The organism is Paracraurococcus lichenis (assembly GCF_030657435.1).
GTDB classification, from domain to species: Bacteria; Pseudomonadota; Alphaproteobacteria; order Acetobacterales; family Acetobacteraceae; genus Paracraurococcus; species Paracraurococcus lichenis.
Genome location: NZ_JAUTWS010000005.1, coordinates 1 through 22,113, shown reverse-complemented (window position 1 = coordinate 22,113; position 22,113 = coordinate 1). Strand labels below are relative to the sequence as shown.

Genomic DNA, 22,113 nt, shown 5'->3' with positions numbered 1-22,113 from the left:
AGACGCCTGGAGCATCCTCTCGCTGCGCGGTCGGCGTGAGGATGCCCTAAGCAAACCCCTTCGGATTTGCGCTGCAATAAAGCCCTAAGCAGGCTTTCGCTGCAAAGGGTTGGGCCGCACGAAGTGTGGCCCAACACGCGAAAGTCTGCTTAGACATCGGCGGCCCAGCGGGCCAGCGCCGCATCCTCCCAGTGAAGGCCGAGACCCGGCCGCTCCGGCACCAGCCCCATCCCGTCCCGCACCTCGAGCGGGTTGCGCAGTAGCGGCCCGGCCACGTCGAGGTGCTCCAGCAGATGCGCGGTCGGCGTCGCGGGCAGGAGCTGCGCGCTGGCCTCGACGAAGATGTGGGAGGACATCGGCACGCGGTGCGCCGCGGCGAGCGCCGCCGCCTGTTGCCAGCCCGTCACGCCGCCGATCTTCATCGCATCCGGCATGCAGAGATCGACCGCCCCGGCCGCCAGCGCCCGGGCCATGCCCTTCGGCGCCCACCAGTTCTCCCCGCCCTGCACCGGCAGCCGCAGCGCCCCGCGCAACGCGGCGAGGCCGGCATCGTCGTCCACCGGCAGCGGCTCCTCCAGCCAGCGCACATCGAGCGCCTCGAGGGCGAGGCCGCGCCGCTCCGCCTCCGGCCGGGTGAGGCCCTGGTTGTAGTCCACCAGGATGTCCACGCCCGGGCCGACCGCCTCGCGCACGGCACGGACCGTGTCCAGGTCGTCCTCCAGCCGCGGCTGCCCGAGCTTGAACTTCACCGCCCCCGCGCCGAGCGCGGCCACGGCCTGCCCGGCCTCCTCGGCCAGCATCGCCGCGCCCCAGCCGCGCAGCGAGGCATAGATCGGCACCGCGCGGGGCTCCGCCCCGAGCAGCCGGCAGAGCGGCTGGCCGGCCGCCCGCCCCAGCGCGTCCCACATCGCCATGTCGAGGCAGGAGAGGGCGATCTGCACCAGCCCCTCCGTGCCCAGGATACGGAAGGAATTGTGCAGCTCCGCCCAGAGCGTCGCCGGCGCCAGGGCCCGGCCGGCGAGGCCGGCACCGATGTTCCGCACCAGCGCCGCGGTCGCGCCGAGCGCCACGGGCGTATAGGGGAAGACATAGGCATGGCCCGCCACGCCCTCCCGCGTCCGGACCTCCGCGATCACCAGCGGGGCGCGCGGGATCACGTTCAGGCTGTTGCGCAGCGGCGGGTCGAGCGGCGCGTCGACCGCGCGCACCGCGACCTCCTGGATGGTCAGGCTGGGCAGCATGGGCGTTCCTCCGGCTCGGCCGGATGGTGCCGCCCGCCCGCCGCCCCGGCAACCGCGCGCCGGCAACCACGCGCCGCCGCCGTGCGTCAGGTCCCGACAGGCAGGAGGACGCCATGGCCCAGCCGCCCCGCACCCGCGAGCCCGACGAGCCGACCCACGACCCGAGCGACCCCGGCTACCACGACCCGGGCGATGCGGTGCCGGAGGGCATCCCCGGCCCCGGCAGCGAGGTCGGCGACGATGCCCGCGGCATCGAGGCCCGGCCCGACCGCGACCCCGGCGATGCCGTGCCGGAAGGCGTCGCCCCGGCCGAGCCGCCGCCGCTGACGGAGAAGGACAGGCAGGTGAAGCGGCAATTGGAGGAACTGCCGAAGCGCCACTGCTGAGGCGCGCTTCGCATTGCCGCGACGCGGCTGGTTTCGCCTTGCACGGCCGGCGTGTGCTGCGCTCGCATCCCGGGGCCAACTGTGCAGGAGACCGCGCGATGCAGGGTCTTCACCACGGCCGCAGGCCGGATCACGGCGGCATCCGGGCCTATTGCGTGAGGGGCGGCATCGCCTCCCTCGCCGCGGCCGCCTTCATGATCCGGGAGGCGGATGTCCCCGGCCATGTCATCACAATCCTGGAGGCGGAGGATCGCCTCGGCGGCAGCCTGGACGGCGCCGGCGACCCGGAGCGAGGCTATGTCATCCGCGGCGGCCGCATGCTGGAGGCCGAGTTCCGCTGCACCTTCGACCTGTTTTCCTCCATCCCGACGCTCGCCCGCGACCGGACGGTGACGGAGGAGATCCTCGCCTGGAACCGGGTGATCCGCAGCCAGTCCAAGGCCCGGCTGGTGCGGGCCGGGCGGCGGCTCGACACGCCGGCCTTCGGGCTCGCGGAGCGGCACATCCTGACGCTGGAGCGGCTGGGGCTGGAGCCCGAGGGCATGCTCGGCCGCAGCAGCATCGCCGACCACTTCGAGGCCAGCTTCTTCGAGACGAATTTCTGGCTGATGTGGTGCACCACCTTCGCCTTCCAGCCCTGGCACTCCGCCGTGGAATTCCGCCGCTACCTGCTGCGCTTCATGCACCTGATCGGCGGCTTCAGCCGGCTCGAGGGCATCCTGCGCACCCGCTACAACCAGTACGACTCGCTGGTGCGGCCGCTGCAGGCCTGGCTCGCCGAGCGGGGCGTGCGCGTCGAGCACCGCACGCGCGTGACCGACCTGGAATTCGCCGAGGCGGGCCAGGCAAGGCGCATCGCCGCGATCCTTTGCGAAGGGCCCGGCGGACCCCGCCGGATCGAGGTGGGCGCGGAGGACCGCGTCCTCGTCACCCTCGGTTCGATGACCGATGCCTCAAGCTTCGGGGACACCGACCATGCGCCGGCGCCGCGCGAGCGGACGGAGGGCGCGGCCTGGCGCCTGTGGGAACGCATCGCCGATGGGCGGCCGGAATTCGGCCGGCCGGTGGTCTTCGACCGGCATGTCCCGGACTCGCGCTGGGTGTCCTTCACCGCCACGCTGCGCGATCCCGCGCTGTTCCGCATGGTGCGCGACTTCACCGGCAACGTGCCGGGCGAAGGCGGCCTGATCACCTTCGCGGAGTCCGGCTGGCTGCTCTCCATCGTCCTGCCGCACCAGCCGCATTTCGCGGACCAGCCGGAGGAGGTGCAGGTCCTCTGGGGCTATGGCCTGAAGGTGGACCGGCCGGGCGATGCCGTGGCGAAGCCGATGCTTGCCTGCACCGGCCGCGAGATCATGCAGGAGGTGCTGGCCCAGCTCGGCCTGGGCGGGGAGGCAGCCGAGCGGATCCTGGCGACGACCACCTGCATTCCCTGCCTGATGCCCTTCATCACCAGCCAGTTCCTTTGCCGCGGCCCCGGCGACCGGCCGGCGGTGCGGCCGGAGGGCGCGGCGAATTTCGCCTTCCTCGGCCAGTTCTGCGAGTTGCCGGAGGACGTGGTCTTCACGGTCGAGTACTCGGTCCGCTCGGCCTGGACCGCGGTGCAGGCACTGTTCGGGGCGGGGCGCGTGCCGCCGCCGGTGCATCAGGGCCGCTTCGACCCGCGGGTGCTCTGGCGCGCCTTCCGGACGCTGCACGACCTGGAGGGCTGAGCGGTGCCGGATCGCCCGGCGGTCGGTATGGACCCTTCGCCGAGGACATGAGCAGGGGTGGCGTGCGCGCAATCGACGATTGACAGCCCTGAAATATTGTATACAAATCTTCGTGATTTTTGGGCCTCGGCTGCCCTCATCCCGAAGGTGATCACAATGGGCCAGCCGCAAGGCGCCGGGCGGGGCTTCGGCCTCCGCTCCTTCCTCCCCGACCTCCTCCAGCACCGGCGGCTCTTCGCGGAGGCCTATCTCTCCGCGCTGTTGCTGCATGTGCTGGGGATGGTCACGCCGCTCTTCTTCGGGGCGGTGCTGGACAAGGTCGTGGTCCACCACGCGGAATCGACGCTGCTGGTGCTGACCATCGGCGTGGTGCTGGCGATCGGCTTCGATGCCGCCATCGGCCTGGTGCACGACACGCTGCTGCTGCACGCCAACCCGAAGATCGACGTCGCCACCGCCGCGCGGGTCTTCCGCCACGCCCTCTCCCTGCCGCTGCCCTTCTTCGTCCGCCACCAGGCCGGCGCGCTGGTGCGCGACCTGCAGCAGGACCAGGCCGTGCGCGGCTTCCTGACGCAGGGCCTGTTCTTCTCCTTCACCGAGCTTGCGGCGCTGCTGGTGCTGCTGCCCCTGCTGCTCTCCTTCAGCCCGGCGCTGACGGCCGTGGTGCTCGCTTTTTCCGGGCTGATCGCGCTGGTCAGTGCCGGCCTCTCCGGCCCCTTCCGCCGGCGGATGGACGCCAACTACGCCGCGCAGGGGGAGCGCCAAGCGCTGCTGGTCGAGACGCTGCACGGCATCGCCACGGTCAAGGCCCTCGGCCTCGAGGCGAACCGCCAGGCGCGCTGGGAGGCGGCGACGGCGACCGCGCTCGACCGGGCGCGGGACCTGCAATGGCTCGGCACCAGGGCGCGCACGCTGACCCAGGCGCTGGAGCGGCTGATGGCGGTCGCGGTCATCTTCACCGGCGCGCAGCTCGTCTTCGCGGGGTCGCTGACCATCGGCCAGCTCGTCGCCTTCCAGATGCTCTCCGGGCGCGCCACCGGGCCGCTGATGTACTTCATCTCGCTCATCAAGAGCTGGCAGGAGGCGGCGACGGCCGCCCGGCAGCTCGCCCGCGTCATGGAGGCCGCGCCCGAGGCCGCCGGCGGCCGCGGCCTGCGCCCTGTGCTGCGCGGCGGGCTCCGCTTCGAGGGCGTCGCCTTCGCCTATGAGGGCAGCACCGCCACGGCGCTCGAGGCCATCGACCTCGAGATCCCGGCCGGCAGCACGCTCGGCATCGTCGGCCGCAGCGGCTCGGGCAAGAGCACGCTGATCCGCCTGGCGCAGGGGCTGCTGGCGCCGACCGCCGGGCGCATCCTGGTGGACGGCCACGACCTCGCCGACCTCGACCGCGCGCATCTCCGCCGGGCCATCGGCGTGGTGCCGCAGGAGAGCTTCCTGTTCCGCGGCACGGTGCGGGAGAACCTGGCCGTCGCCGAGCCCGGCGCCTCCTTCGACGACATCCAGGACGCCGCCGGGCAGGCCGGTGCCGACGGCTTCATCCGTCGCATGCCCGATGGCTATGACAGCCTGCTGGAGGAAGGGGCGGTGAACCTCTCGGGCGGGCAGCGCCAGCGCCTGGCCATCGCCCGCGCCCTGCTGCGCCGGCCGCCGATCCTCGTCTTCGATGAGGCGACCAGCGCCCTCGACATGGAGACCGAGGCGGAGATCCAGCGGAACCTGGACGTCGCCGCCGCGGGCCGCACCCTGGTGCTGGTCAGCCACCGCCTCGCCGCCGTGCAGGGGATGGACGCGATCCTGGTGCTGGACCGCGGCCGCATCGCCGGCTTCGGCACGCATGCCGAGCTGCTCCGCGGCTGCCTGGCCTATCGGCAGCTCTGGTCGGCGCAGCCGGCCATGGCGGCCCCGGTCATGCTGGCAGCGGAGTGACGACCATGAACCTGGCTCTCTCCCTGCACCCGGCGGCGCAGGCGGTGCTCGACCGCCGCCTGCCGCTGCCGCTGCGCAGCGTCTTCTACCCGCTCGGCGCCCTGATCGCCGGGGCGCTCGCCTGGTCCTCCTCGGCGCAGCTCGACCGCGTCGTCACCGCGCCCGGCCGCGTGGTGACCGTCGAGCGGCCGATGGTGGTGCAGCCCTTCGAGCGCGGCGTGGTGCGGGCGATCGAGGTGGTGCCCGGCCAGCGCGTGCAGCGCGGCCAGGTCCTCGCCACGCTCGACCCGACCCTGGCCGAGGCGGCGGCGGGCGAGCTGGAGCACCGCCATGCGCTGCTCGCGGTGCAGGTCGCGCGGCTCTCGGCGGAGATGGAGGGGCAGGCCTATGCGCCCGCCGCGCCGGAGGCCGCCGCGGCGCTGGAGGCGCGGCTCTCGGCGCAGCGCCTGGCTGAGCAGGCGACCCGCCTCGCCGGCTTCGAGGCGTCCGACCGCCGCCTGCGCACCCGCATTGGCTCCCTCGCGGCACAGCTCCGGGCGCAGGGCGCGCGCCTCGCCATCGCGCGCGACGTGGAGGGGATGCGGCAGGAGTTGCGGGCGCGGGATGCCGGCACGCGGCTGTCGCTGCTCGACGCCCAGACCGCGCGCTTCGACCTCGAGGCGCAGATCGAGACGACGCGCGGCGAGCTCGCGGACGCCGCCCGGCAGCTCGAGGGCCTGGCGGCCGAGCGCGATGCCTACCGCCATGGCTGGCGGCGCGAGACGGCCGAGCGGCTGATCGAGGCGCGGCGCGACCTGGAGGTGCTGGCGCAGCAGCTTGCCGCGGCGGAGCGGCGGCGGGCCCTGGTGGTGCTGCGCGCGCCGGCGGACGGCATCGTGCTGGAGGTCGGGCGGCGCTCGGTCGGTTCCGTCGTGCAGGAGGCGGAGACGCTGGTCACGCTGGTCCCCGCCGCCACCGCGCTGGAGGCGGAGGTGGAACTCGGTCCGGCCGATAGCGGCCATGTGCATCCGGGGGCCGAGGCGCGGGTGAAGCTCTCGGCGCTCTCCTTCCAGCGGCACGGCATGCTGCAGGGCGCGGTGCGGGTGGTGGATGCGGATGCGCTGCCCTCCGGCGCCGGGCAGCCGGTGCACCATGCGCGGGTCGCGCTGGACTCCACGCTGCTGCCGGATGCGCCTGCGGGCTTCCGGCTGCTGCCGGGCATGGCGGTCTCGGCCGAGGTGAAGGTCGGCACGCGGACGGTGCTGTCCTACTTCCTCGAGCCGGTGCTGCGGGTGCGGCGGGAAGGGCTGCGGGAGCGGTAGGCGTTCAGCCCTCTCCGCGTACCGGGTTGATCCAGGCGACGCCCGCATCGCGGAAATGCCGCTCGTTCGCGGTCACGATGGTCAGCCGATGCACCTCGGCCGTCGCCGCGATGATCATGTCGAGCGCGCTGCGCGGGCGGCCGGTCTCCCTTCCTTCGACCATCAGCCTGGCCCAGGCGAGGGCAGCGCGATCGTCGAAGGCCAGGATGCGGCCGGCGAAGAGGGCCTGCGGTCCCTCCGGGCCGGCGAACCACGCCTCCAGCGCGCGCCGACGTCGGCCGGGCGCCTTCTCCAGGATGCCGCGGCGGATCTCCGCCAGTGTCAGCGCCGCGATATGGAGCGCCGCATCCGGCTGCGCGCCGAGCCAGTTCAGGAGGGCGGCGGAGGGCTGCGGCTTCACCGCCTCGCTGACGATGTTCGTGTCGAGCAGCCAGCCCGTGGTCACAGCCCGGCGTCGCGCCCCGCGCTCTCCTCGCGTGCCAGCTCGAGATCGGTCCCGACCAGGGGAGAACGGCGGAGCGCCGCGAGGATGCCGCCGACCTTCGGGGTTTCGCCCCCGAGGCGGCGGGCGAGATCCGCGCGCAACGCACCCGCCGCCTCGTCACCGGCGGCGAGGCGGCGCGCCAGGTCGCGGAGCAAGGCCTTGTCGGAGGCGAGGCCGCGCACCTCGAACCGCCCGAGGCCGCGTTCGGCGAGCCGGCGTCGATGGGCATCCAGGGCGCGTCGCTGGGGCACCGTGGTCATGGCTCACCCTCGTATCGCCGGCAATATAGCCGGCGCGCCGCGCCTGTGAAAGCCGGCGCTACCCGGCCAGCCGCACCACCATCGCCTCGTGCTTGTTGTGCGCGCCGTGGAAGACCAGGGCGCCGGGGATGGCGGCGAATTCCGCCGTGACGGCGTGGTCCGTCTCGCCCTGGTACTTGATGGTGCAGCAGAGGTTGCGGGCCTTGCCCGCCTCCAGCCAGCGCCGGACCAGGGCCAGCAGCCGCGCGGGGTAGCAGATGATGTCGCTGAACAGCCAGTCGACCGGCGGCTGGTCCCGCGGGTCGAGGCCGAAGGCGCTCTCCTGCCGCATGGTGACGCCGGGCATGGCGGCGACCGCCGGGTCGAGCGGCGCCTTGTCCACCGCCGTCACCTCGGCGCCCAGCCTCGCCAGCGCCCAGGTCCAGCCGCCCGGCGACGCCCCCAGATCCAGGCAGGTCTCGCCCGGTTGCGGCCAGCGGCCGGCGCGGGTCAGCGCCTCCCACAGCTTGAGATAGGCGCGGCTGGGCGGGCCCTCCCGGTCCTCGACGAAGCGGACCTCGCCGTTGACGAAGGGGCTGGTCTTGGTCGGGCTGGCCAGCAGCCGGTCCGGCGCCAGCAGCGTCCAGGCGCCGAGATGCCCGGTCGGCGCCGGCTCGGGGAAGGTTAGCGGCCGCGCCTTCACCGGCGGCAGCCGGTCCTCGATCAGCGCGGCGCGGCGGTGGTGGGCGGCGGCGTAGAGGCCCCAGTTGCGCTGGATAGCGCGCAGCGCGTCGGCGGCCGCCTTCACCGAGGGCGCCGGCACTTCCCGCGGGTCGGTCCAGGTGTCGAGCGACCAGACCATGGGCGCCGGCGGATCGGGCGAGAGGGCGAGGCGGCCATGCCAGGCAGCGATGCTGCGGCCGGCAAGGCGCAGTTCCTCCGCCAGGTCGCGCTCGAAGCCCTCGGCGGCCAGGTAGGCGGCCGCGATGGGCGCCCCGCTCACCGCCGGACCAGGGCGGAGGCCGCCAGCACGCCCCAGGCCGCCATCAGCATGATGCCGCCAAGCGGCGCCACCGGCCCGAGCGAGACGCCGCCGATCGCGCTGGCATAGACGCCCGTGCAGAAGAGCAGCAGGCCGAGCGCGAAGCCGGCGGCCGCGACATGCGGCAGGGCGCCGCCGCGCCGCTCCGCCCAGAGCGCGGCGCCGAGCAGGGCGAGGGCGTGCCAGCCCTGCATGGTGATGCCGTTGTCGAGCGCGACCAGCGCATGGGCGTCGAGCCGCGCCGGCGCGCCATGCGCCGCCCAGGCGGAGAGGGCGACGGCGCCGAGGCCGAAGAGGGCGCCGAGGGCGAGCCAGAGCCGGTGCATGCGCGCGGCTTAGCCCGGCCGGTCGTGCCAGGCCAGCGCCGCCCTAGGTGGAGCACACGAAACGATTGCAATTCGCCGTCGAAAGGAATAAAATCCTTTCAAAATGCGGAATAGGAGGCGTATCCGTGGCTCCCTTGATCGCCCTCGGGCTTTCCGTCCTGCCGGATCTGGCCCGGCTCCTCTTCGGCGAGACCGCCGGGACCGTGACCTCCCGGGTCGCCGACATCGTGACGACCGTGACCGGCGAGAGCGATGCCGCCGCCGCCAAGGCGAGGCTCGATGCCGACCCGACGCTCGCCTCCCAGCTCCGGATCGAGCTGGCGAAGATCGCGGCCGAGGCCGAAGGGGCCCGGCTGGCGGCGGAGGAGAAGCGCCGGCAGTCGGAGCTCGACGGTCTGCGGGAGGAGATCCGCGACCGCGAGGGGGCGCGGGGCACCATGCAGGCGCTGGGGCAGGCGGGGAGCGCGCTGGCCTGGATGCCGGCCGTCACCTCCGGCACCGTCATCGCCAGCTTCGTCGCCATCGTGATCCTGCTGATGACCGGCCGCGGCGTCGACCTGCAGGACCAGAACAAGGTCGCCATCCTCAACATCGTCCTCGGGGCGCTGGTCGCGGCCTTCACGGCGGTGATCAATTTCTGGATCGGCTCCTCCTCCTCCTCGCGCGGCAAGGATGCGCTGGTGCAGGACGTGCTCGGCCGGCAGGCGGGGCTCGTGGACAGCGCGATCACCCGCGCGACGGCGGCGCCGTCCGCCGCGGCCCCGGCCGCCATCGCCGAGGTGGTGCGCAGCGCCGTTGCCGCGACCGCCCGTCCGGCTGCGGGGCCACGCCCGGGCGCCTTCGACCGCTGCGTGGAGGTGGTGCTGGGCAAGGAGGGCGGCTTCGTCGACAACCCGCGCGACCCCGGCGGCGCGACGAATTTCGGCATCACCCTGCGGGTGCTGCAGACCTACCGCGCCGCGCTGGAGGGCGGCTCCGTCCGGCCGCTGACGGCCGAGGATGTGCGCGCCCTGTCGCAGGCCGAGGCGCGGGAGATCTATCGCGCTCTCTATTGGAACGCGATGCGCTGCGACGACCTGCCGCCGGGCATCGACCTGATGGTCTTCGACTTCGGCGTGAATGCCGGGCCGGGCCGCGCGGTCTCCCTGCTGCAGCGGCTGGCGGGCGCCAAGGTGGACGGCGCGGTCGGGCCGAAGACGCTGGAGGCGGTGCGCGCCTGCCACGGGCCGGACCTCATCGACCGCTACGCCCGGGAGCGGGAGGCCTACTACCGCGGGCTGCCGGGCTTCGGGGAGTTCGGCGCCGGCTGGCTGGCCCGCGTCGCCTTCGTGCGGGATGCGGCGAAGCGGTTGGCGGCGGGATGACGCTCAGCAGCCTTTCGCGGGTGGGCTACACGTCGTGCGGCCCAACCCCTTGAGGCGAAAGCCTACCCAGGATTCTGTTGTCGCGCGAACCCCGAGGGGTTCGCTAAGGCGGCGCACGTGACCTGCGCCGCCCGGCCTTGCAAAGGTCGGGGCGGTGCACCGGGCGATGCCGGCCGGGCGGGGCGCCGCGGCTCACACGGCCGCCCGCCGTGCCGCATTCGCCGCCAGATGCGCCTGCCGCGTCGGCTCCGGCAGGCGGTAGCCGCGCAGGCAGCGCTGCACCCAGTCCACCGCCCCGGCCTCCGAGATCCGGTGGCCGGTCGAGAGATAGAGCGGGTTGGACCGCCGCTTCGACCGCAGCACCGTGCCGAGGCGGCGGCCCTTCCAGAGCAGCGGCTGGGTCGCGCCCGGCTCCTCGCCGAGCGGCGCCTCCGGCCGGCCGACCAGCGGCGACTTGGCGACGCCGATGCTCGGGATGTCGAGCACCACGCCGAGATGCGCGGCGATCCCGAAGCCGCGCGGATGCGCGATGCCATGGCCGTCCACCAGCACCAGGTCCGGCTTCTCCGGCAGCTTCGCCCAGGCCGCCAGCAGCGCCGGCACCTCCCGGAAGCCGAGATAGCCGGGGACATAGGGCATCGCCGCGCGCGCGACCGCGGAGGCCTGGGCGACGACGGTCAGGCCTGGCCAGTCCAGGACCACCACCGCGGCATAGACCCGGCCCTCTGGGTCGAAGCGAGTATTGCTGATGTCGACGCCGCCGAGGCGCCGCACCGGCGGGTGCGCGTCCTCCCGTATCACGCGCGCCGAGAGGGCGATCTGCGCCTCCCGCGCCGTGGCGAGGTCGGGCGGGTCGAGCCAGTCCGGCGGGATACCGGGCGCGAGCAGGGCGAGGGTGGCGGGGTCCATCAGGCCAGCCGGAACCCCTCGGCAAGGATCCGGTTCCGTCCCGCCCGCAGGGCGACGCCGCTCACGCGAGCATCGCCGGGACCATCAGGTCCAGGTTGTGCCGCACCATCGCCTCGTAGGTCGGGGCCGGGCCGTCCGGCGCCGAGAGCGTATCGGCATAGAGGCGGCCGCGGAGCGCGGTGCCCGCGTCGCGCGCCAGGCGCTCCATCACCGCTTGGCTGCCGAGGCCTTCCAGGAAGACGGCGGTGATCCGCTCCTCCCGGATCTGGCGGATCAGCGCCGCGACCTGGGCGGCGGAGGGCTGGGCCTGCCCGCCCAGGCCCTGCGGCGCCAGGACCCGCACGCCATAGGCCGCGGCGAAATAGCCGAAGGCGCCGTGGCTGGTGACCAGCACGCGCCGCTCCGCCGGCACGGCGGCAAGGCGCCCGCGCACCCAATCCTCGAGCGCCGCGAGCCGGGCGAGGTAGCGCGCCGCCCCCTCCACCGCGCCGGGATCGAGCGGCGCGAGGCCGGCCGCGATGTTCCGGACATAGGCCTGCGCGAGCCGGACATCCTGCCAGGCATGCGGGTCGGGTGCCTCGGGGCCGTGGCCCGCCATCGGGTCGGCGCGGCGGGCGGCGATGCCCTCCGTCGCGGTCACCACCACGCCGGCGAAGCGGGTGCTGCCGAGCAGCCGGTCCAGCCAGGGCTCGAAGCCGAGGCCGTTGCGGAGCACCAGGGCGGCGCCGCGGATCGCCTCCGCCTCCGAGGGGCGGGGCTGGAAGACATGCGCATCCGTCTCCGGCCCCGCCAGCACGCGCAGCGCGACGCGGTCGCCCGCGACCTGCCGGACCATGTCGCCGAGAATGGAGAAGGAGGCGACCACCGCCGGGCGCGGCTGCGCGCGGCCGGGCCGGGCAGCAAGGCAGAGGGCCGCGATCGGCAGCAGGGCACGACGGGAGAGCGGTGGGACCATGATGTTATACTATAACACTCTGCCGGACCCCGCCATGGGCGGGCCGGGGGATCAGCCCCGCCCGAGCCAGCGCTTCAGCCGGGCCATCAGCCCCTCGCCCCGCGGCGCGATCTTCTGGTGCGAGGCATGCGGCCGGCGCGAGGGCGGCGGCAGCGCCGTCGCCACCGTGTGCCGGCCCGGATCGCGCGCCGCGATCAGCCGGAGTTCCAGGCTGATCACCTGCGCCACCGCCTCGGGCGGGTCGGCGAGGCCGAGCGTCTCCCCGGTCGCGGCGGCATCGGTCCAGGCTTCCGCCCGGCGCAGCGCATCGATCACCCGCACCGTCTGCTCGGCGTCGAGCGGCGGGCCGGCCCGCCAGAGTGCCACCGCCTCCAGCCGCCAGAGGCGGGCCAAGTCGTCGCGGCGGAGGTCGTCGGCGACCCAGGCGGCCTGCAGCGTCGCCTCGGCCGCCGCATGCAGCGCCCCGGTTTCCTCCAGCACATGTGCCCAGGCCAGGAAGCGGCGGGCGAGCGGCGGATAGCTGGCCTCGGCCAGCAGGGCGCGGAAGGGGGCGGCGGCGACGGCCTGCGCGGCCGCCGGATGGGCCTTGGTGATGTTTGGCGCGGCATAGCCGCAGGAGGGGCATTGCTGCAGCCAGCGCGCCATGGTGGAGCGCACCGGCTCCCCGGGCCGGAGGTCGAGGTCCGGCGCCTGTTCCGGCGGGTCGGGCCGGAAGGGCGGCTGCCGGCTGCCCGTGCCGCAGACCGCGCAGCGCGGCATCGCTTCGGCGGCTGGCGGGCGGGAGGGGGCAGGTGAGGGGACCGGCATCACCCAGAACCTAGGCACGATGCCGCGAAAGGCGAAGGGGGGTGGCGCCTCCGCCAAGCCATGCCGGGGACGAATCCCCGCATGCGTGTTTGCGACGTCGCCGGTGTTGCTCCCGGCGCCGCGCATGGGGATATTGCCGGCATGCCACGCGGCGACCTGTTCCCCGACATCGCACCCTACGAAACCGGCCTGCTGCCCCTCTCGGGCGGCCATGTCATGTACTGGGAGCAGGTGGGCAGCCCACGCGGCCAGCCCGTGCTGTTCCTGCACGGCGGCCCGGGCGCCGGCGCCGGCGCCGTGCATCGGCGCTTCTTCGATCCCGGCCATTGGCGGGTGGTGATCTTCGACCAGCGCGGCGCGGGCCGGTCCCGGCCCCTTGGCGAATTGCGGGATAATACCACGCAGCACCTCGTCGGCGATATCGAGGCGCTCCGGAAGTCACTCGGCATCGAGCGCTGGCTGCTCTTCGGCGGAAGCTGGGGCTCGACCCTCGCGCTCGCCTATGCCCAGGCGCATCCCGAGCGCGTGACCGGCTGCGTGCTGCGCGGCGTCTTCCTCGGCCGCAAGGAGGAGGTGGAGTGGTTCCTGACCGGGCTGCGCCGGGTCTTCCCCGATGCCTGGTCCGCCTTCGTCGAGCATCTTCCGCCGGAGGAGCGGCAGGACATCCTCGGCTCCTACCTGCGCCGGCTCTGCGATCCCGACCCGATGGTCCACCTGCCGGCGGCGCGGGCCTGGAGCCAGTACGAGGGAAGCTGCAGCACGCTGCTGCCGAGCCCCGACACGGTCGCGAGCTTCGCGCAGGACCGCACCGCGCTCGGCCTCGCCCGGATCGAGGCGCATTATTTCGCGCATGACCTCTTCCTGCCGGAGGGCGGCCTGCTGGCCCATATGGACCGCATCGCGCATATCCCGGCCGAGGTGGTGCAGGGCCGCTACGATATGGTCTGCCCGGCGGAGACCGCCTTCGACCTGGTGGCGGCCTGGCCGCGGGCGCGGCTGACGGTGGTGCCGGATGCCGGGCATTCGGCGCTCGAGCCCGGGGTGCGCACCGCGCTGGTCAGCGCGGTGGAGCGGTTCCGGCGACGGGGCTGAGAGCGCGGGGACCGACTGCGTCACGTGGCGCGCCGCGCGGCCCTGGGCATGCAAGCCGCGCGCGCATCAGCCGAGCTCGGCAGCAGGTCAGGCGGATGGCACGGTGCCACCCGGCCGCGGGCATCCGGCCGGGTGGTCGTGGTCGCGGGACGGCGCTGCGGCCGCCACCCGCGCGAGGTGTTCAGATACCCGACTTCTTTCCCTGGGTCTCCAGCCGGATATAGGTCTGCACGACGTCCGGCAGGTTCTGGCCGGCCCATTCGGCCATCGCGATCTCCTCCTTCAGCGACTCCTGCAGGAGCTGGATGCCCTGCTGGTCGCCGGCCTGCTGCGCCATCTCGATCAGGGCGCGGTAGGAGGCGATCTCGAAATGCTCGAAGGCGTAGTTAGCGAAGCTGTTCTTCAGCACCTCGTCCTGCATCGGGGCATGCGCCAGGGCGGCCATGTTGCCCATGAAGCCGGTGGCGAGGTCCTTCAGCGTGCTCTCGCTGGTGCCATGGGCCTGCAGGATCTGCTCGAGGCGCTGGGACTGCCGGCGCGTTTCCTCGATATGCTGCTGCAGGCGCTGCCGCATGGCGGGGTAGTTCTCGATCCGCTCCACTTGGCGGGAGAGGAGCTGGTCTGCCTGGGCCTCCAGCGCATGGGCGTTGCGCAGGCCGGTGATGTAGATGTCCTGGATTGAACTGGCCATCGGGCGTGCCTCCATTGGGTGTGATGCGCCAACGGGGGCGGGCCGGGGCGGGTTGCTTGCGCCCGCGGACGGGACGGGTGCTTCGCGGCGGGCGCCGGGCGTGGTATGCGCTCTGCTGGGTCTCCGTAGCTCAGCAGGATAGAGCACCAGATTCCTAATCTGGGGGCCGTGGGTTCGAATCCCGCCGGGGACACCATTCCTCCCCACAAACTCGCTCTCCGGTTGGCTGGCGACCGCGCGGAAGCGCAGGTTTCGCCAGGGTTTGCGCGGTGACCTGGGGAGTGCGGGATCGCAACGAGAGCCCGAAGCGCTCTCCGGACGCCGGATTCTCTCCGAACCTGGGGACTTGGCCGATTTAGTCCCAAGGTTCGGATCCAGGAAAAAGGCCGGTCTCCGAGCGGCAACTCCCGCGTTGGTTGGAGTTTCGATTGCCTGGTCGTTCGGCTCTGGGGACCAACTCACCCGACAAAGCCGTATAGGCGCCTCGGCGCGCTGCGTCCTCACAGTAGGGGAACCAGCGGCAGCGAAGCGTTGCGGCATCCTATTCTTGCTGCGGCGCCACCGAGCCGACGCGAGTGGACTCTAGAAATTTCCGGCTCATCCGGGTACAAAACGAGAATCGGAAGCGGTGAGCGCTTGGCGAAAGATACCAAAATCGAGTGGACGGACAGCACATTCAACCCATGGATGGGGTGCGTGCGAATGTCCCCCGCCTGCAAACACTGCTACGCAGAGACGATCGCCGGTCGGTTTGGCTTAGCTGAGTGGGGCGCGCGTGCCCAACGGCGTTTCTTCGGGGAGGACCACTGGCGCGAGCCGCTCCGCTGGAACAGGGCGGCCCAGCAGGAGGGGCGTCGCAGGCGGGTCTTCTGCGCCAGTATGGCAGATGTTTTCGAGGATCGTCGGGATCTTGATCCCTGGCGTGAGCGCCTTGGTGCGCTGATCGCCGAGACGCCGATGCTGGACTGGCTGCTGCTGACCAAACGCCCGGATCGGGCCGCAGCGTTAGCGCCTTGGCGAGATGCCTGGCCAGAGAACGTGTGGTTGGGAGCGACGGTCGAGACACAACTCTGGGCGGAGAGGCGGATTCCAGCCCTGGCTTCCGTGCCGGCGCGCATCCGTTTTCTCTCCTGCGAGCCTTTGCTCGGTCCACTCGACTTGTCCGCTTGGCTGAAGGCGCGAGCCGTTCACTGGGTTATTGCCGGCGGTGAGAGCGGGCCGCGGGCAAGGCCCTCGAACCCGGTCTGGTTTCGCTCGCTAAGAGACCAGTGCATTCAGACGCAGGTTGCTTTTCATTTTAAGCAGTGGGGTTCCTGGGCGCCTGCGGAAGCGAATGCACACCTGATGCCACGCACGGTCGGAAAGGCAGGGCAGCTCTCTTTGGTTCGTCTATCTAAGGCCAAGGCTGGCCGTGTCCTGGATGGGCAAATCTGGGACCAGCTGCCCGCCAGATGAGTTGTCAGCGCGCACCTTTCGCCTCGCGCATGAGGTGGTCTGCGATTCTGAGAGCGGGTCCGAAGGCTGCTGAGTTGCGATTCGCACAGGCGAAGGCGAGCAGATAAGAGCGTCTTCCGGCGATGCTGAGATCGAGACCGGATGGATGAACGCCGGGTCCGAATAGGTCGCGCAGCCGTCTCAGAACGTAGTCAGTAATGTCTTGCAGGGTTGCGTCGCGCCGCTGGGTTGAGACACCGAAAAGATCAGGCTCGGTCTGCGTAAAAAGGTCGCTCTTCCAATCCGGTCCGCCGAAAAAGCGATCCAGCGCTTTGCGCCAACTGGGCGGAACATCGCCATGCCGGGGCATCACCCGCGCGAGTGCCATCCCTGTCGGGACGAGGAGCCATAGGTCAATCTTGCCCGAGATGGCGATGCGCTCGAGCGTCCGCCAGGACACCTGCATACCGTAGGGGTCGAGGAACATCACCGCGCGGTCGTTCGGCAACTTTTCCAGGCGCTGGCATTCGGCCTCTACAAGGCGGTTCGCATCGCCGCGCAGGATCTGCACTGCCTCGGGTGGAGGGACGTTTTCGCCCCCTGCCAGGGCGGCATCGTATGCGGCGCGGAGGGAGCGAACGTTGCCCCTCATCAAGTCACCAAGCACATAGCGATGGAACCGGAAATCCTTGGGCATCCGCAGCACAGAGAGGGCGCAGCCCATCGCCGCCTCCTTGTCCTGAAGGAGAAGGCCATCCTGAATGGCGTCCGTGCCGCTGCGGCGCCAACCGGAGCCGGCAAAAGCATCGATGTAGGACAGGCGGAATCGCTGTTTCCGCATCACGGTAAGGTAGGCCCGCAGGTAGTCCAGCACAACCTCCTGCTTGAGTAGCGTATGCTCTGCGCCAAACTCCTGCACTCTTAACGTCATCATTCCGCTCGCGCCCAATCGAAACCGAAACATAACGTCCCCAAGGCTCCAAAACAACCATAGGTATAGGTTCTCTTCGAGACCATTGGCCCATTCGACACGGCTACAGAGAAGACGGTGTGGCGCTGGCCAGCATGGCAAATCGGTGGTGGCTTGGATGTAAGCCTAATCGGGGCGCGCGACCGACTACCCTCGTGTACGGTAGAGCACAGATCAAGGATCATGCATGCTGCTGTGCTTCCCGCAAAGGTGTATTCATGCGGTTTCGGGCACAATGATAGCAGGTCGAGTACAACAGAATAGTTGAGGTGACCGCCAAGAACCCTGTCAGTCGCCTCGCCGGCGTACTGGAGCGAGTGGTGCGCGGAGCGTTGTTCCCGCCGGTGAGGCAAGTTGGTGCTCGAGCCATTGCGCTCGAATTGTGCGCGGAGCGCGTAGAATAATGCTAAACTCGACTCTGAGCGTCCTTTCTCTGCTGGTTCCGGAATCCGATTCTCGGACGCCTGATCATGGCCTTTGGTGCACGAACTTAGGTAGCTCAGAGCAGTTTCAGTAGTCCGCCTGCAGAGTGGACCTATAAAACAAGAGCAGTTTCATCCAAGAAAGTGAATATAGACATGAGCGATGCATTGATACTAGACGGCATAACTAATGTGCCAGCTCGACTGGATCGATTGAAATGGGACGACTGGCATACACGAGCGGTAACGGCACTCGGTATATCTTGGGCCCTCGACGGACTCCAAGTGACGCTATTCGCATCTCTTTCTGGAGCAATTCACGAGAGTGCAAAGAACGGCTTTCTCGCACTTAGCGAGACTCAGATTGGCAGTGCTGCTTCGGTGTATTTGGTTGGGGCAATTTGCGGCGCACTTTCATTTGGCTGGCTGGCAGATCGTATGGGAAGAAAACGCCTCTTTTTTGTTACGCTCTCCATTTACATGTTAGCCAGTGTTGCTAGCGGTTGTGCTTGGAATTTTTACTCCTTTGTCTTCTTTCGTGCTCTGACTGGTGCCGGCATAGGCGGTGAGTATGCGGCGATCAACTCGGCCATCCAGGAGCTAGCTCCGGCAGATCGGCGTGGCAGGACCGACCTAGCTGTCAATGGTACTTTTTGGGGCGGCGCCTTTATCGGTGCCATAATGTCGTTAGTAGTGCTGGATCCAGCGCTCATCCCACCTGAAATTGGCTGGCGCCTAGCCTTTGTCATCAGCGGATTGCTATCGCTGACCGTAATATGGTTGCGTCATCACCTAACCGAAAGTCCCCGATGGCTGATTGTGCGTGGCCGTCTGGAAGAAGCAGAGAGCATTCTTGAAGAAATTGAACGCGCCGTGCAATCACGTCGTGGTGCACTGCCGCCTTTAGGATATGGTCCGATGGCACTTCGCCTCCGCGGACATGTCGGAATATTTGAAATTGGAGCAGTCCTTATGGACTGTTACCGAGACCGAGCGGTGCTTGGACTGGTCCTGATGGCTTGTCAGGCATTCTTCTACAACGCAGTGTTTTTTACATATTCGCTAATGCTCATGCGTATTTTCCATGTCGAGGCGCGGCACGTGGGCTGGTACATCTTGCCGCTTGCATTCGGGAACTTGGCTGGACCGCTGTTGCTAGGGCGTTTTTTCGACACAATCGGGCGCAGGCCCATGATCATCGCCACCTATGGAATAGCAGGGGTGATGATGATGGTTACTAGCCTTGCTTTCGGTGAGGGTTGGTTCTCTGCATGGACATTAACCGCGGTCTGGAGCCTGATTTTCTTCTTTGCCTCGGCTGCTGCTTCCGCAGCATATCTCACAGTGGGCGAGAGCTTCCCGTTGGAAATGCGGGCCACAGCTATCGCTTTGTTTTATGCGGCCGGTACCTTTATAGGTGGTGTCATAGGTCCGCCTTTGTTTGGGCGGATAATTCAGGTTGGAAGGTCGGAAGATCTGATGTGGGGCTACCTAGTTTCCGCAGCGTTGATGCTGATTGCCGCTGCGACAGAGTGGCGCTTGGGTTTCGTCGCGGAGAAAAAGCCACTGGAACACGTGGCGCCGCCTCTTTCCTCCGTGCCGAGCGATCATTGCAACATGCGGATTCCCGGCAAAATACGTTTGAGGAAAGGCGAAGGACGTCCCTTCGTGTTCGTACTCCTCGTTGCCACTGCAGGTGGATGGCTCGCAAACTGGTCCGGCAGCCTGTCCGAAAGCGTTGGCGTAACTTGCGGTGCCGCATTAGGAGCTCTCCTCGCCAGGTGTCCGAGACCGAATTTCAGTCGCGATTAGGCGCCGGCCATGAGCGATTTTGGATACAAAGAAATTCTGGAAAAGCTCGTGACACCCGGAGATTTCGCGGCAGCTTTGGCTGGTGCTGCTGTGGGCGGTTTTACAGGGTCGTTTATCTTGCCTTCCATCACTGTAGGTACAACGGTGCTGACAGGTGCCAGTACGGCTCTTTGTGTGAAGAGGGTCTGCGAGAGCCCATTCGTGCGCTGGTTGATCCTCGCTAGGGCAAGGCGGCTCAAATTTTGTATCGAAAATGACGAGGTTCTAGAGTTAAAGCGACGGAGTGTGCTCGCTGCTAGGCTAAATAGATTGATTCGGGCTATTGAAAACAAAACCAGCAACAACTTTAAGTATTCGGAAATCTATAACGGAATATGGAACGACTACATGAAAGATTTAGAAGAAAGGAAAGATGAAGACTGAATTGGCAGTTTTGTGAGAAGACTCGATTTGCTTAGTGACTGCGACTTTGCTTGCGGCTGGTCACGGTACCGCTACAGTCTCATACGGATGATGCGACCATCGTCGCCACTTCGCTATCGGGAGTGAGTGTCTCATGTGTGACACGCCGGGCCGCGCCGTGGGCGACCGCTTCGAGACCGACGTTCCTGCCAGGCTCGACCGGCTGCCCTGGAGCGGCTTCCATTGGCGCGTCGTCATCGCCCTCGGCATCACCTGGGTGCTGGACGGGCTGGAGGTGACGCTGGTCGGCAGCCTGGCCGGCGCCATCCACCAGAGCCCGAGCCTCGCCCTGACCGAGACCCAGATCGGCCTCGCCGCCTCGGCCTACCTGATCGGCGCGGTCGCCGGCGCGCTCGGCTTCGGCTGGCTGGCGGACCGGATCGGGCGGCGGCGGCTCTTCTTCGTCACACTGGTCGTCTACATGCTGGCTAGCATCGCCACCGGCTTCGCCTGGGACTTCTGGTCCTTCGCCCTGTTCCGGGCGCTGACCGGCGCCGGCATCGGCGGGGAATACGCCGCAGTGAACTCGGCGATTCAGGAACTGATCCCGGCCCGCTACCGCGGCACCACGGATCTCTGCGTCAACGGCACCTTCTGGGGCGGCGCGGCGATCGGCGCCGTGGCCGCGCTCGTGGTGCTGGACCCCGCCATCCTCGACCCGGAGATCGGCTGGCGCGCCGCCTTCGTCGTGGGCGGCGCCCTTTCGGCGGTCGTCCTGCTGCTGCGCCGCCACCTGCCCGAGAGCCCGCGCTGGCTGATGCTGCATGGCCGGCCGGAGGAGGCGGCGCAGATTGTCGGCAGGATCGAGCGGGACGTGGAGGCGGTGAAGGGGCCGCTGCCGCCGCACCCCTACGGCAATGTCGTGCTGCACCGGCGCGGCGCGGCCAGCCTGCCCGAAGTCTGGCACGCCATGTTCGACAGCCACCGCGAGCGGGCGATCCTCGGCCTGGTGCTCATGTCCTGCCAGGCCTTCTTCTACAACGCGGTGTTCTTCACCTATGCGCTGGTGCTGACGAAGTTCTACGGCATCCCGCCGCATGAGGTGGGGTGGTTCATGCTGCCCTTCGCCCTCGGCAACCTCATGGGACCGCTGCTGCTCGGGCGGTTCTTCGACACGATCGGGCGCAAGCCCATGATCACCGCGACCTATGCCCTGGCCGGCGTCCTGATGGCCGCGACCGGCGCCGCCTTTGCCGCCGGCTGGCTCTCCGCCTGGGAGCAGACGCTAGCCTGGACGGTGATCTTCTTCTTCGCCTCGGCCGCCGCCTCCGCCGCCTACCTGACGGTGGGGGAGAGCTTCCCGCTCGAGATGCGGGCGATGGCGATCGCGCTGTTCTACGCCATCGGGACCGCTGCGGGCGGCGTGGTCGGCCCGCCGCTGTTCGGCTGGCTGATCGAGGGCGGTCAGCGCACCGACATCCTCTGGGGCTACCTGCTGGCGGCGGCGCTCATGCTGGTGGCGGCGCTGACGGAGTGGCGGCTCGGGTTCGCCGCGGAGGGTAAGCCGCTGGAGCAGGTCTCCGCCCCGCTCTCGGCGATGAGATGGCGCGCCGCAGACCGATAGGTGTCCAACGTTGCCAAGATGGTGCCACGTCCAACCCGACCGCATCTTCATACCCGACATACCCGACGAACCAAGGCCTGACTATTGGGCCAAGCCGACGCGCTTGGCTGCAATCTATTGGCCGGCATGGCTTCGGAGGGTTAACCATCCAGTGCTGCCGTTGCGATCGCAGCGCGTTGCGCGTCCCACATGCTGGGTATAAGCACCGGCAGCGCTGGAAGTCCCAGATCAGCTGTCCGCTGCCCATCCAGGACCGCCTCAACGATATCGGGCGCAAGCAGCGTTAGCCGCAGCATCTTGCCGAGATAGGACCGGTCGATCTTCTCGGCTGCGGCTAGCTCGCCGAGCGAGGCGTAGCGGCCGCTCTCCAGCAGCCGCTTCCATCGGTGCGCCCGGGCTAGCGCTTTGACGAGGGCCGGATCGGCCCGCGTGCGCGTCAGCGCGGCGCCGGGCATGCCGCCGTCTGGCGAAACGACGAGCTTCCGCCCGCCACGGCGGCGGATGGCCAGCGGGACGCGGACGGTGATGCTGGTGGCCGTGGTCATGCGGCTCTCCGGGTCTCGGCCCCGATGCCGCCGAGATCGCACACCAGGCTGGCCAGCCCCGCCGTCCTGAGCCTGATGTCGGCACCGTTGGGACTGATCTCGACCCGCTCCACCAGCAGCCGAACGATGCGGGCCTGCTCGGCCGGGAACAGTTCGTCCCACAGCGGGTCCAGCCGCTCCAGGGTGGCTAGGGTCTCGGCCTCGGTCAGGTCCGGCGCTTCGGCCCGCGCCGCCCGCCAAGTGCCGACCACCACCTCGGGCTGGCGCAGCAGCGCCCGAACCTGGTCCACCACCGCGGCCTCGATCTCGGCCGCGGGCAGCCGCCGCACCGGGCAGTCGTCGGGCGTTCCCTTCAGCACGGCTTGGCTGACGTAATACCGGTAGAGCCGCCCCCGTCGCCGCGTGTGGGTGGGCGACATGGCGCGCCCG

Annotated in this window: 22 protein-coding genes and 1 tRNA gene; 11 read left to right on the top strand and 12 right to left on the bottom strand. The window is 69.6% G+C overall.

What is annotated here, in order from left to right:
* Window positions 1–149: 149 nt before the first annotated feature.
* The gene (locus Q7A36_RS06595; protein WP_305102875.1) at window positions 150–1,241 is read right to left on the bottom strand and encodes an enolase C-terminal domain-like protein; all 1,092 of its coding nucleotides are present in this window, start codon (window positions 1,239–1,241) and stop codon (window positions 150–152) included.
* A 113-nt stretch (window positions 1,242–1,354) separates the two neighbouring features.
* Here Q7A36_RS06595 and Q7A36_RS06590 point away from each other — a divergent pair, with 113 nt between their 5' ends.
* The 4 genes from Q7A36_RS06590 to Q7A36_RS06575 all read left to right on the top strand — a co-directional run bounded on the left by Q7A36_RS06590 (window position 1,355) and on the right by Q7A36_RS06575 (window position 6,566).
* Window positions 1,355–1,627: a hypothetical protein gene (locus Q7A36_RS06590; protein ID WP_305102874.1), complete on the top strand. Its 273-nt coding sequence runs from the start codon at window positions 1,355–1,357 to the stop codon at window positions 1,625–1,627.
* Window positions 1,628–1,725: 98 nt separating this feature from the next.
* On the top strand, window positions 1,726–3,339 hold the full coding sequence (locus Q7A36_RS06585; protein WP_305102873.1) for an oleate hydratase: 1,614 nt from the start codon (window positions 1,726–1,728) through the stop codon (window positions 3,337–3,339).
* A 156-nt stretch (window positions 3,340–3,495) separates the two neighbouring features.
* Window positions 3,496–5,265: a peptidase domain-containing ABC transporter gene (locus Q7A36_RS06580; protein WP_305102872.1), complete on the top strand. Its 1,770-nt coding sequence runs from the start codon at window positions 3,496–3,498 to the stop codon at window positions 5,263–5,265.
* 5 nt (window positions 5,266–5,270) lie between these two features.
* Window positions 5,271–6,566, top strand: coding sequence for an HlyD family type I secretion periplasmic adaptor subunit (locus tag Q7A36_RS06575; protein WP_305102871.1), 1,296 nt, complete (start codon window positions 5,271–5,273; stop codon window positions 6,564–6,566).
* Between the two features lie 4 nt (window positions 6,567–6,570).
* On the opposite strand, the gene Q7A36_RS06570 is transcribed toward Q7A36_RS06575, so the two are convergent.
* The 4 genes from Q7A36_RS06570 to Q7A36_RS06555 are packed head-to-tail and all read right to left on the bottom strand — an operon-like array spanning window position 6,571 to window position 8,657.
* Complete coding sequence (locus tag Q7A36_RS06570; RefSeq protein ID WP_305102870.1) at window positions 6,571–7,011, bottom strand: type II toxin-antitoxin system VapC family toxin; 441 nt, start codon at window positions 7,009–7,011, stop codon at window positions 6,571–6,573.
* Window positions 7,008–7,310 (bottom strand): hypothetical protein, encoded by a 303-nt coding sequence (locus Q7A36_RS06565; protein ID WP_305102869.1) that lies wholly within the window; start codon window positions 7,308–7,310, stop codon window positions 7,008–7,010. The genes Q7A36_RS06570 and Q7A36_RS06565 overlap by 4 nt, the downstream gene beginning before the upstream one ends.
* Before the next feature lie 58 nt (window positions 7,311–7,368).
* Entirely contained in the window at window positions 7,369–8,292 is a 924-nt protein-coding gene (locus Q7A36_RS06560; RefSeq protein ID WP_305102868.1) for an SAM-dependent methyltransferase, read from the bottom strand.
* The gene (locus tag Q7A36_RS06555; protein WP_305102867.1) at window positions 8,289–8,657 is read right to left on the bottom strand and encodes a DUF423 domain-containing protein; all 369 of its coding nucleotides are present in this window, start codon (window positions 8,655–8,657) and stop codon (window positions 8,289–8,291) included. The genes Q7A36_RS06560 and Q7A36_RS06555 overlap by 4 nt, the downstream gene beginning before the upstream one ends.
* 125 nt (window positions 8,658–8,782) lie before the next feature.
* Between Q7A36_RS06555 and Q7A36_RS06550 the strand changes: the two genes are divergently transcribed.
* Window positions 8,783–10,021: a glycosyl hydrolase 108 family protein gene (locus tag Q7A36_RS06550; protein WP_305102866.1), complete on the top strand. Its 1,239-nt coding sequence runs from the start codon at window positions 8,783–8,785 to the stop codon at window positions 10,019–10,021.
* A 192-nt stretch (window positions 10,022–10,213) separates the two neighbouring features.
* On the opposite strand, the gene nfi is transcribed toward Q7A36_RS06550, so the two are convergent.
* The 3 genes from nfi to Q7A36_RS06535 form a co-directional block, all read right to left on the bottom strand.
* Window positions 10,214–10,930: a deoxyribonuclease V gene (nfi, locus tag Q7A36_RS06545; RefSeq protein ID WP_305102865.1), complete on the bottom strand. Its 717-nt coding sequence runs from the start codon at window positions 10,928–10,930 to the stop codon at window positions 10,214–10,216.
* Between the two features lie 61 nt (window positions 10,931–10,991).
* Complete coding sequence (locus Q7A36_RS06540) at window positions 10,992–11,885, bottom strand: metal ABC transporter solute-binding protein, Zn/Mn family (protein ID WP_305102864.1); 894 nt, start codon at window positions 11,883–11,885, stop codon at window positions 10,992–10,994.
* Between the two features lie 51 nt (window positions 11,886–11,936).
* On the bottom strand, window positions 11,937–12,644 hold the full coding sequence (locus tag Q7A36_RS06535; RefSeq protein WP_305102863.1) for a hypothetical protein: 708 nt from the start codon (window positions 12,642–12,644) through the stop codon (window positions 11,937–11,939).
* A 189-nt stretch (window positions 12,645–12,833) separates the two neighbouring features.
* Between Q7A36_RS06535 and pip the strand changes: the two genes are divergently transcribed.
* On the top strand, window positions 12,834–13,784 hold the full coding sequence (pip, locus tag Q7A36_RS06530) for a prolyl aminopeptidase (RefSeq protein WP_305102862.1): 951 nt from the start codon (window positions 12,834–12,836) through the stop codon (window positions 13,782–13,784).
* Between the two features lie 181 nt (window positions 13,785–13,965).
* Here pip and Q7A36_RS06525 read toward each other — a convergent pair whose 3' ends face one another.
* Window positions 13,966–14,475, bottom strand: a complete 510-nt coding sequence (locus Q7A36_RS06525; protein WP_305102861.1) for a ferritin-like domain-containing protein — start codon at window positions 14,473–14,475, stop codon at window positions 13,966–13,968.
* A 119-nt stretch (window positions 14,476–14,594) separates the two neighbouring features.
* Here Q7A36_RS06525 and Q7A36_RS06520 point away from each other — a divergent pair.
* Together Q7A36_RS06520 and Q7A36_RS06515 are read left to right on the top strand one after the other, a co-directional pair.
* Window positions 14,595–14,671, top strand: a tRNA-Arg gene (locus Q7A36_RS06520).
* A gap of 440 nt (window positions 14,672–15,111) precedes the next feature.
* On the top strand, window positions 15,112–15,930 hold the full coding sequence (locus Q7A36_RS06515; RefSeq protein WP_305102860.1) for a DUF5131 family protein: 819 nt from the start codon (window positions 15,112–15,114) through the stop codon (window positions 15,928–15,930).
* A 4-nt stretch (window positions 15,931–15,934) separates the two neighbouring features.
* Here the strand turns inward: Q7A36_RS06515 and tcmP are convergent, their stop codons facing one another.
* Window positions 15,935–16,828, bottom strand: coding sequence for a three-Cys-motif partner protein TcmP (gene tcmP / locus Q7A36_RS06510; RefSeq protein ID WP_305102859.1), 894 nt, complete (start codon window positions 16,826–16,828; stop codon window positions 15,935–15,937).
* 629 nt (window positions 16,829–17,457) lie between these two features.
* Between tcmP and Q7A36_RS06505 the strand changes: the two genes are divergently transcribed.
* The 3 genes from Q7A36_RS06505 to Q7A36_RS06495 all read left to right on the top strand — a co-directional run bounded on the left by Q7A36_RS06505 (window position 17,458) and on the right by Q7A36_RS06495 (window position 21,139).
* Window positions 17,458–19,113, top strand: a complete 1,656-nt coding sequence (locus Q7A36_RS06505) for an MFS transporter (protein WP_305102858.1) — start codon at window positions 17,458–17,460, stop codon at window positions 19,111–19,113.
* Between the two features lie 9 nt (window positions 19,114–19,122).
* A complete protein-coding gene (locus tag Q7A36_RS06500) occupies window positions 19,123–19,536 on the top strand; it encodes a hypothetical protein (protein ID WP_305102857.1) in 414 nt (137 codons plus the stop codon).
* A gap of 133 nt (window positions 19,537–19,669) precedes the next feature.
* Window positions 19,670–21,139: an MFS transporter gene (locus tag Q7A36_RS06495; protein WP_305102856.1), complete on the top strand. Its 1,470-nt coding sequence runs from the start codon at window positions 19,670–19,672 to the stop codon at window positions 21,137–21,139.
* 140 nt (window positions 21,140–21,279) lie between these two features.
* Here Q7A36_RS06495 and Q7A36_RS06490 read toward each other — a convergent pair whose 3' ends face one another.
* Both Q7A36_RS06490 and Q7A36_RS06485 read right to left on the bottom strand, forming a co-directional pair.
* Complete coding sequence (locus Q7A36_RS06490) at window positions 21,280–21,684, bottom strand: hypothetical protein (RefSeq protein ID WP_305102855.1); 405 nt, start codon at window positions 21,682–21,684, stop codon at window positions 21,280–21,282.
* On the bottom strand, window positions 21,681–22,113 hold a 433-nt coding region (locus Q7A36_RS06485; protein WP_370655638.1), incomplete at its 5' end, for a recombinase zinc beta ribbon domain-containing protein. The genes Q7A36_RS06490 and Q7A36_RS06485, both read right to left, overlap by 4 nt.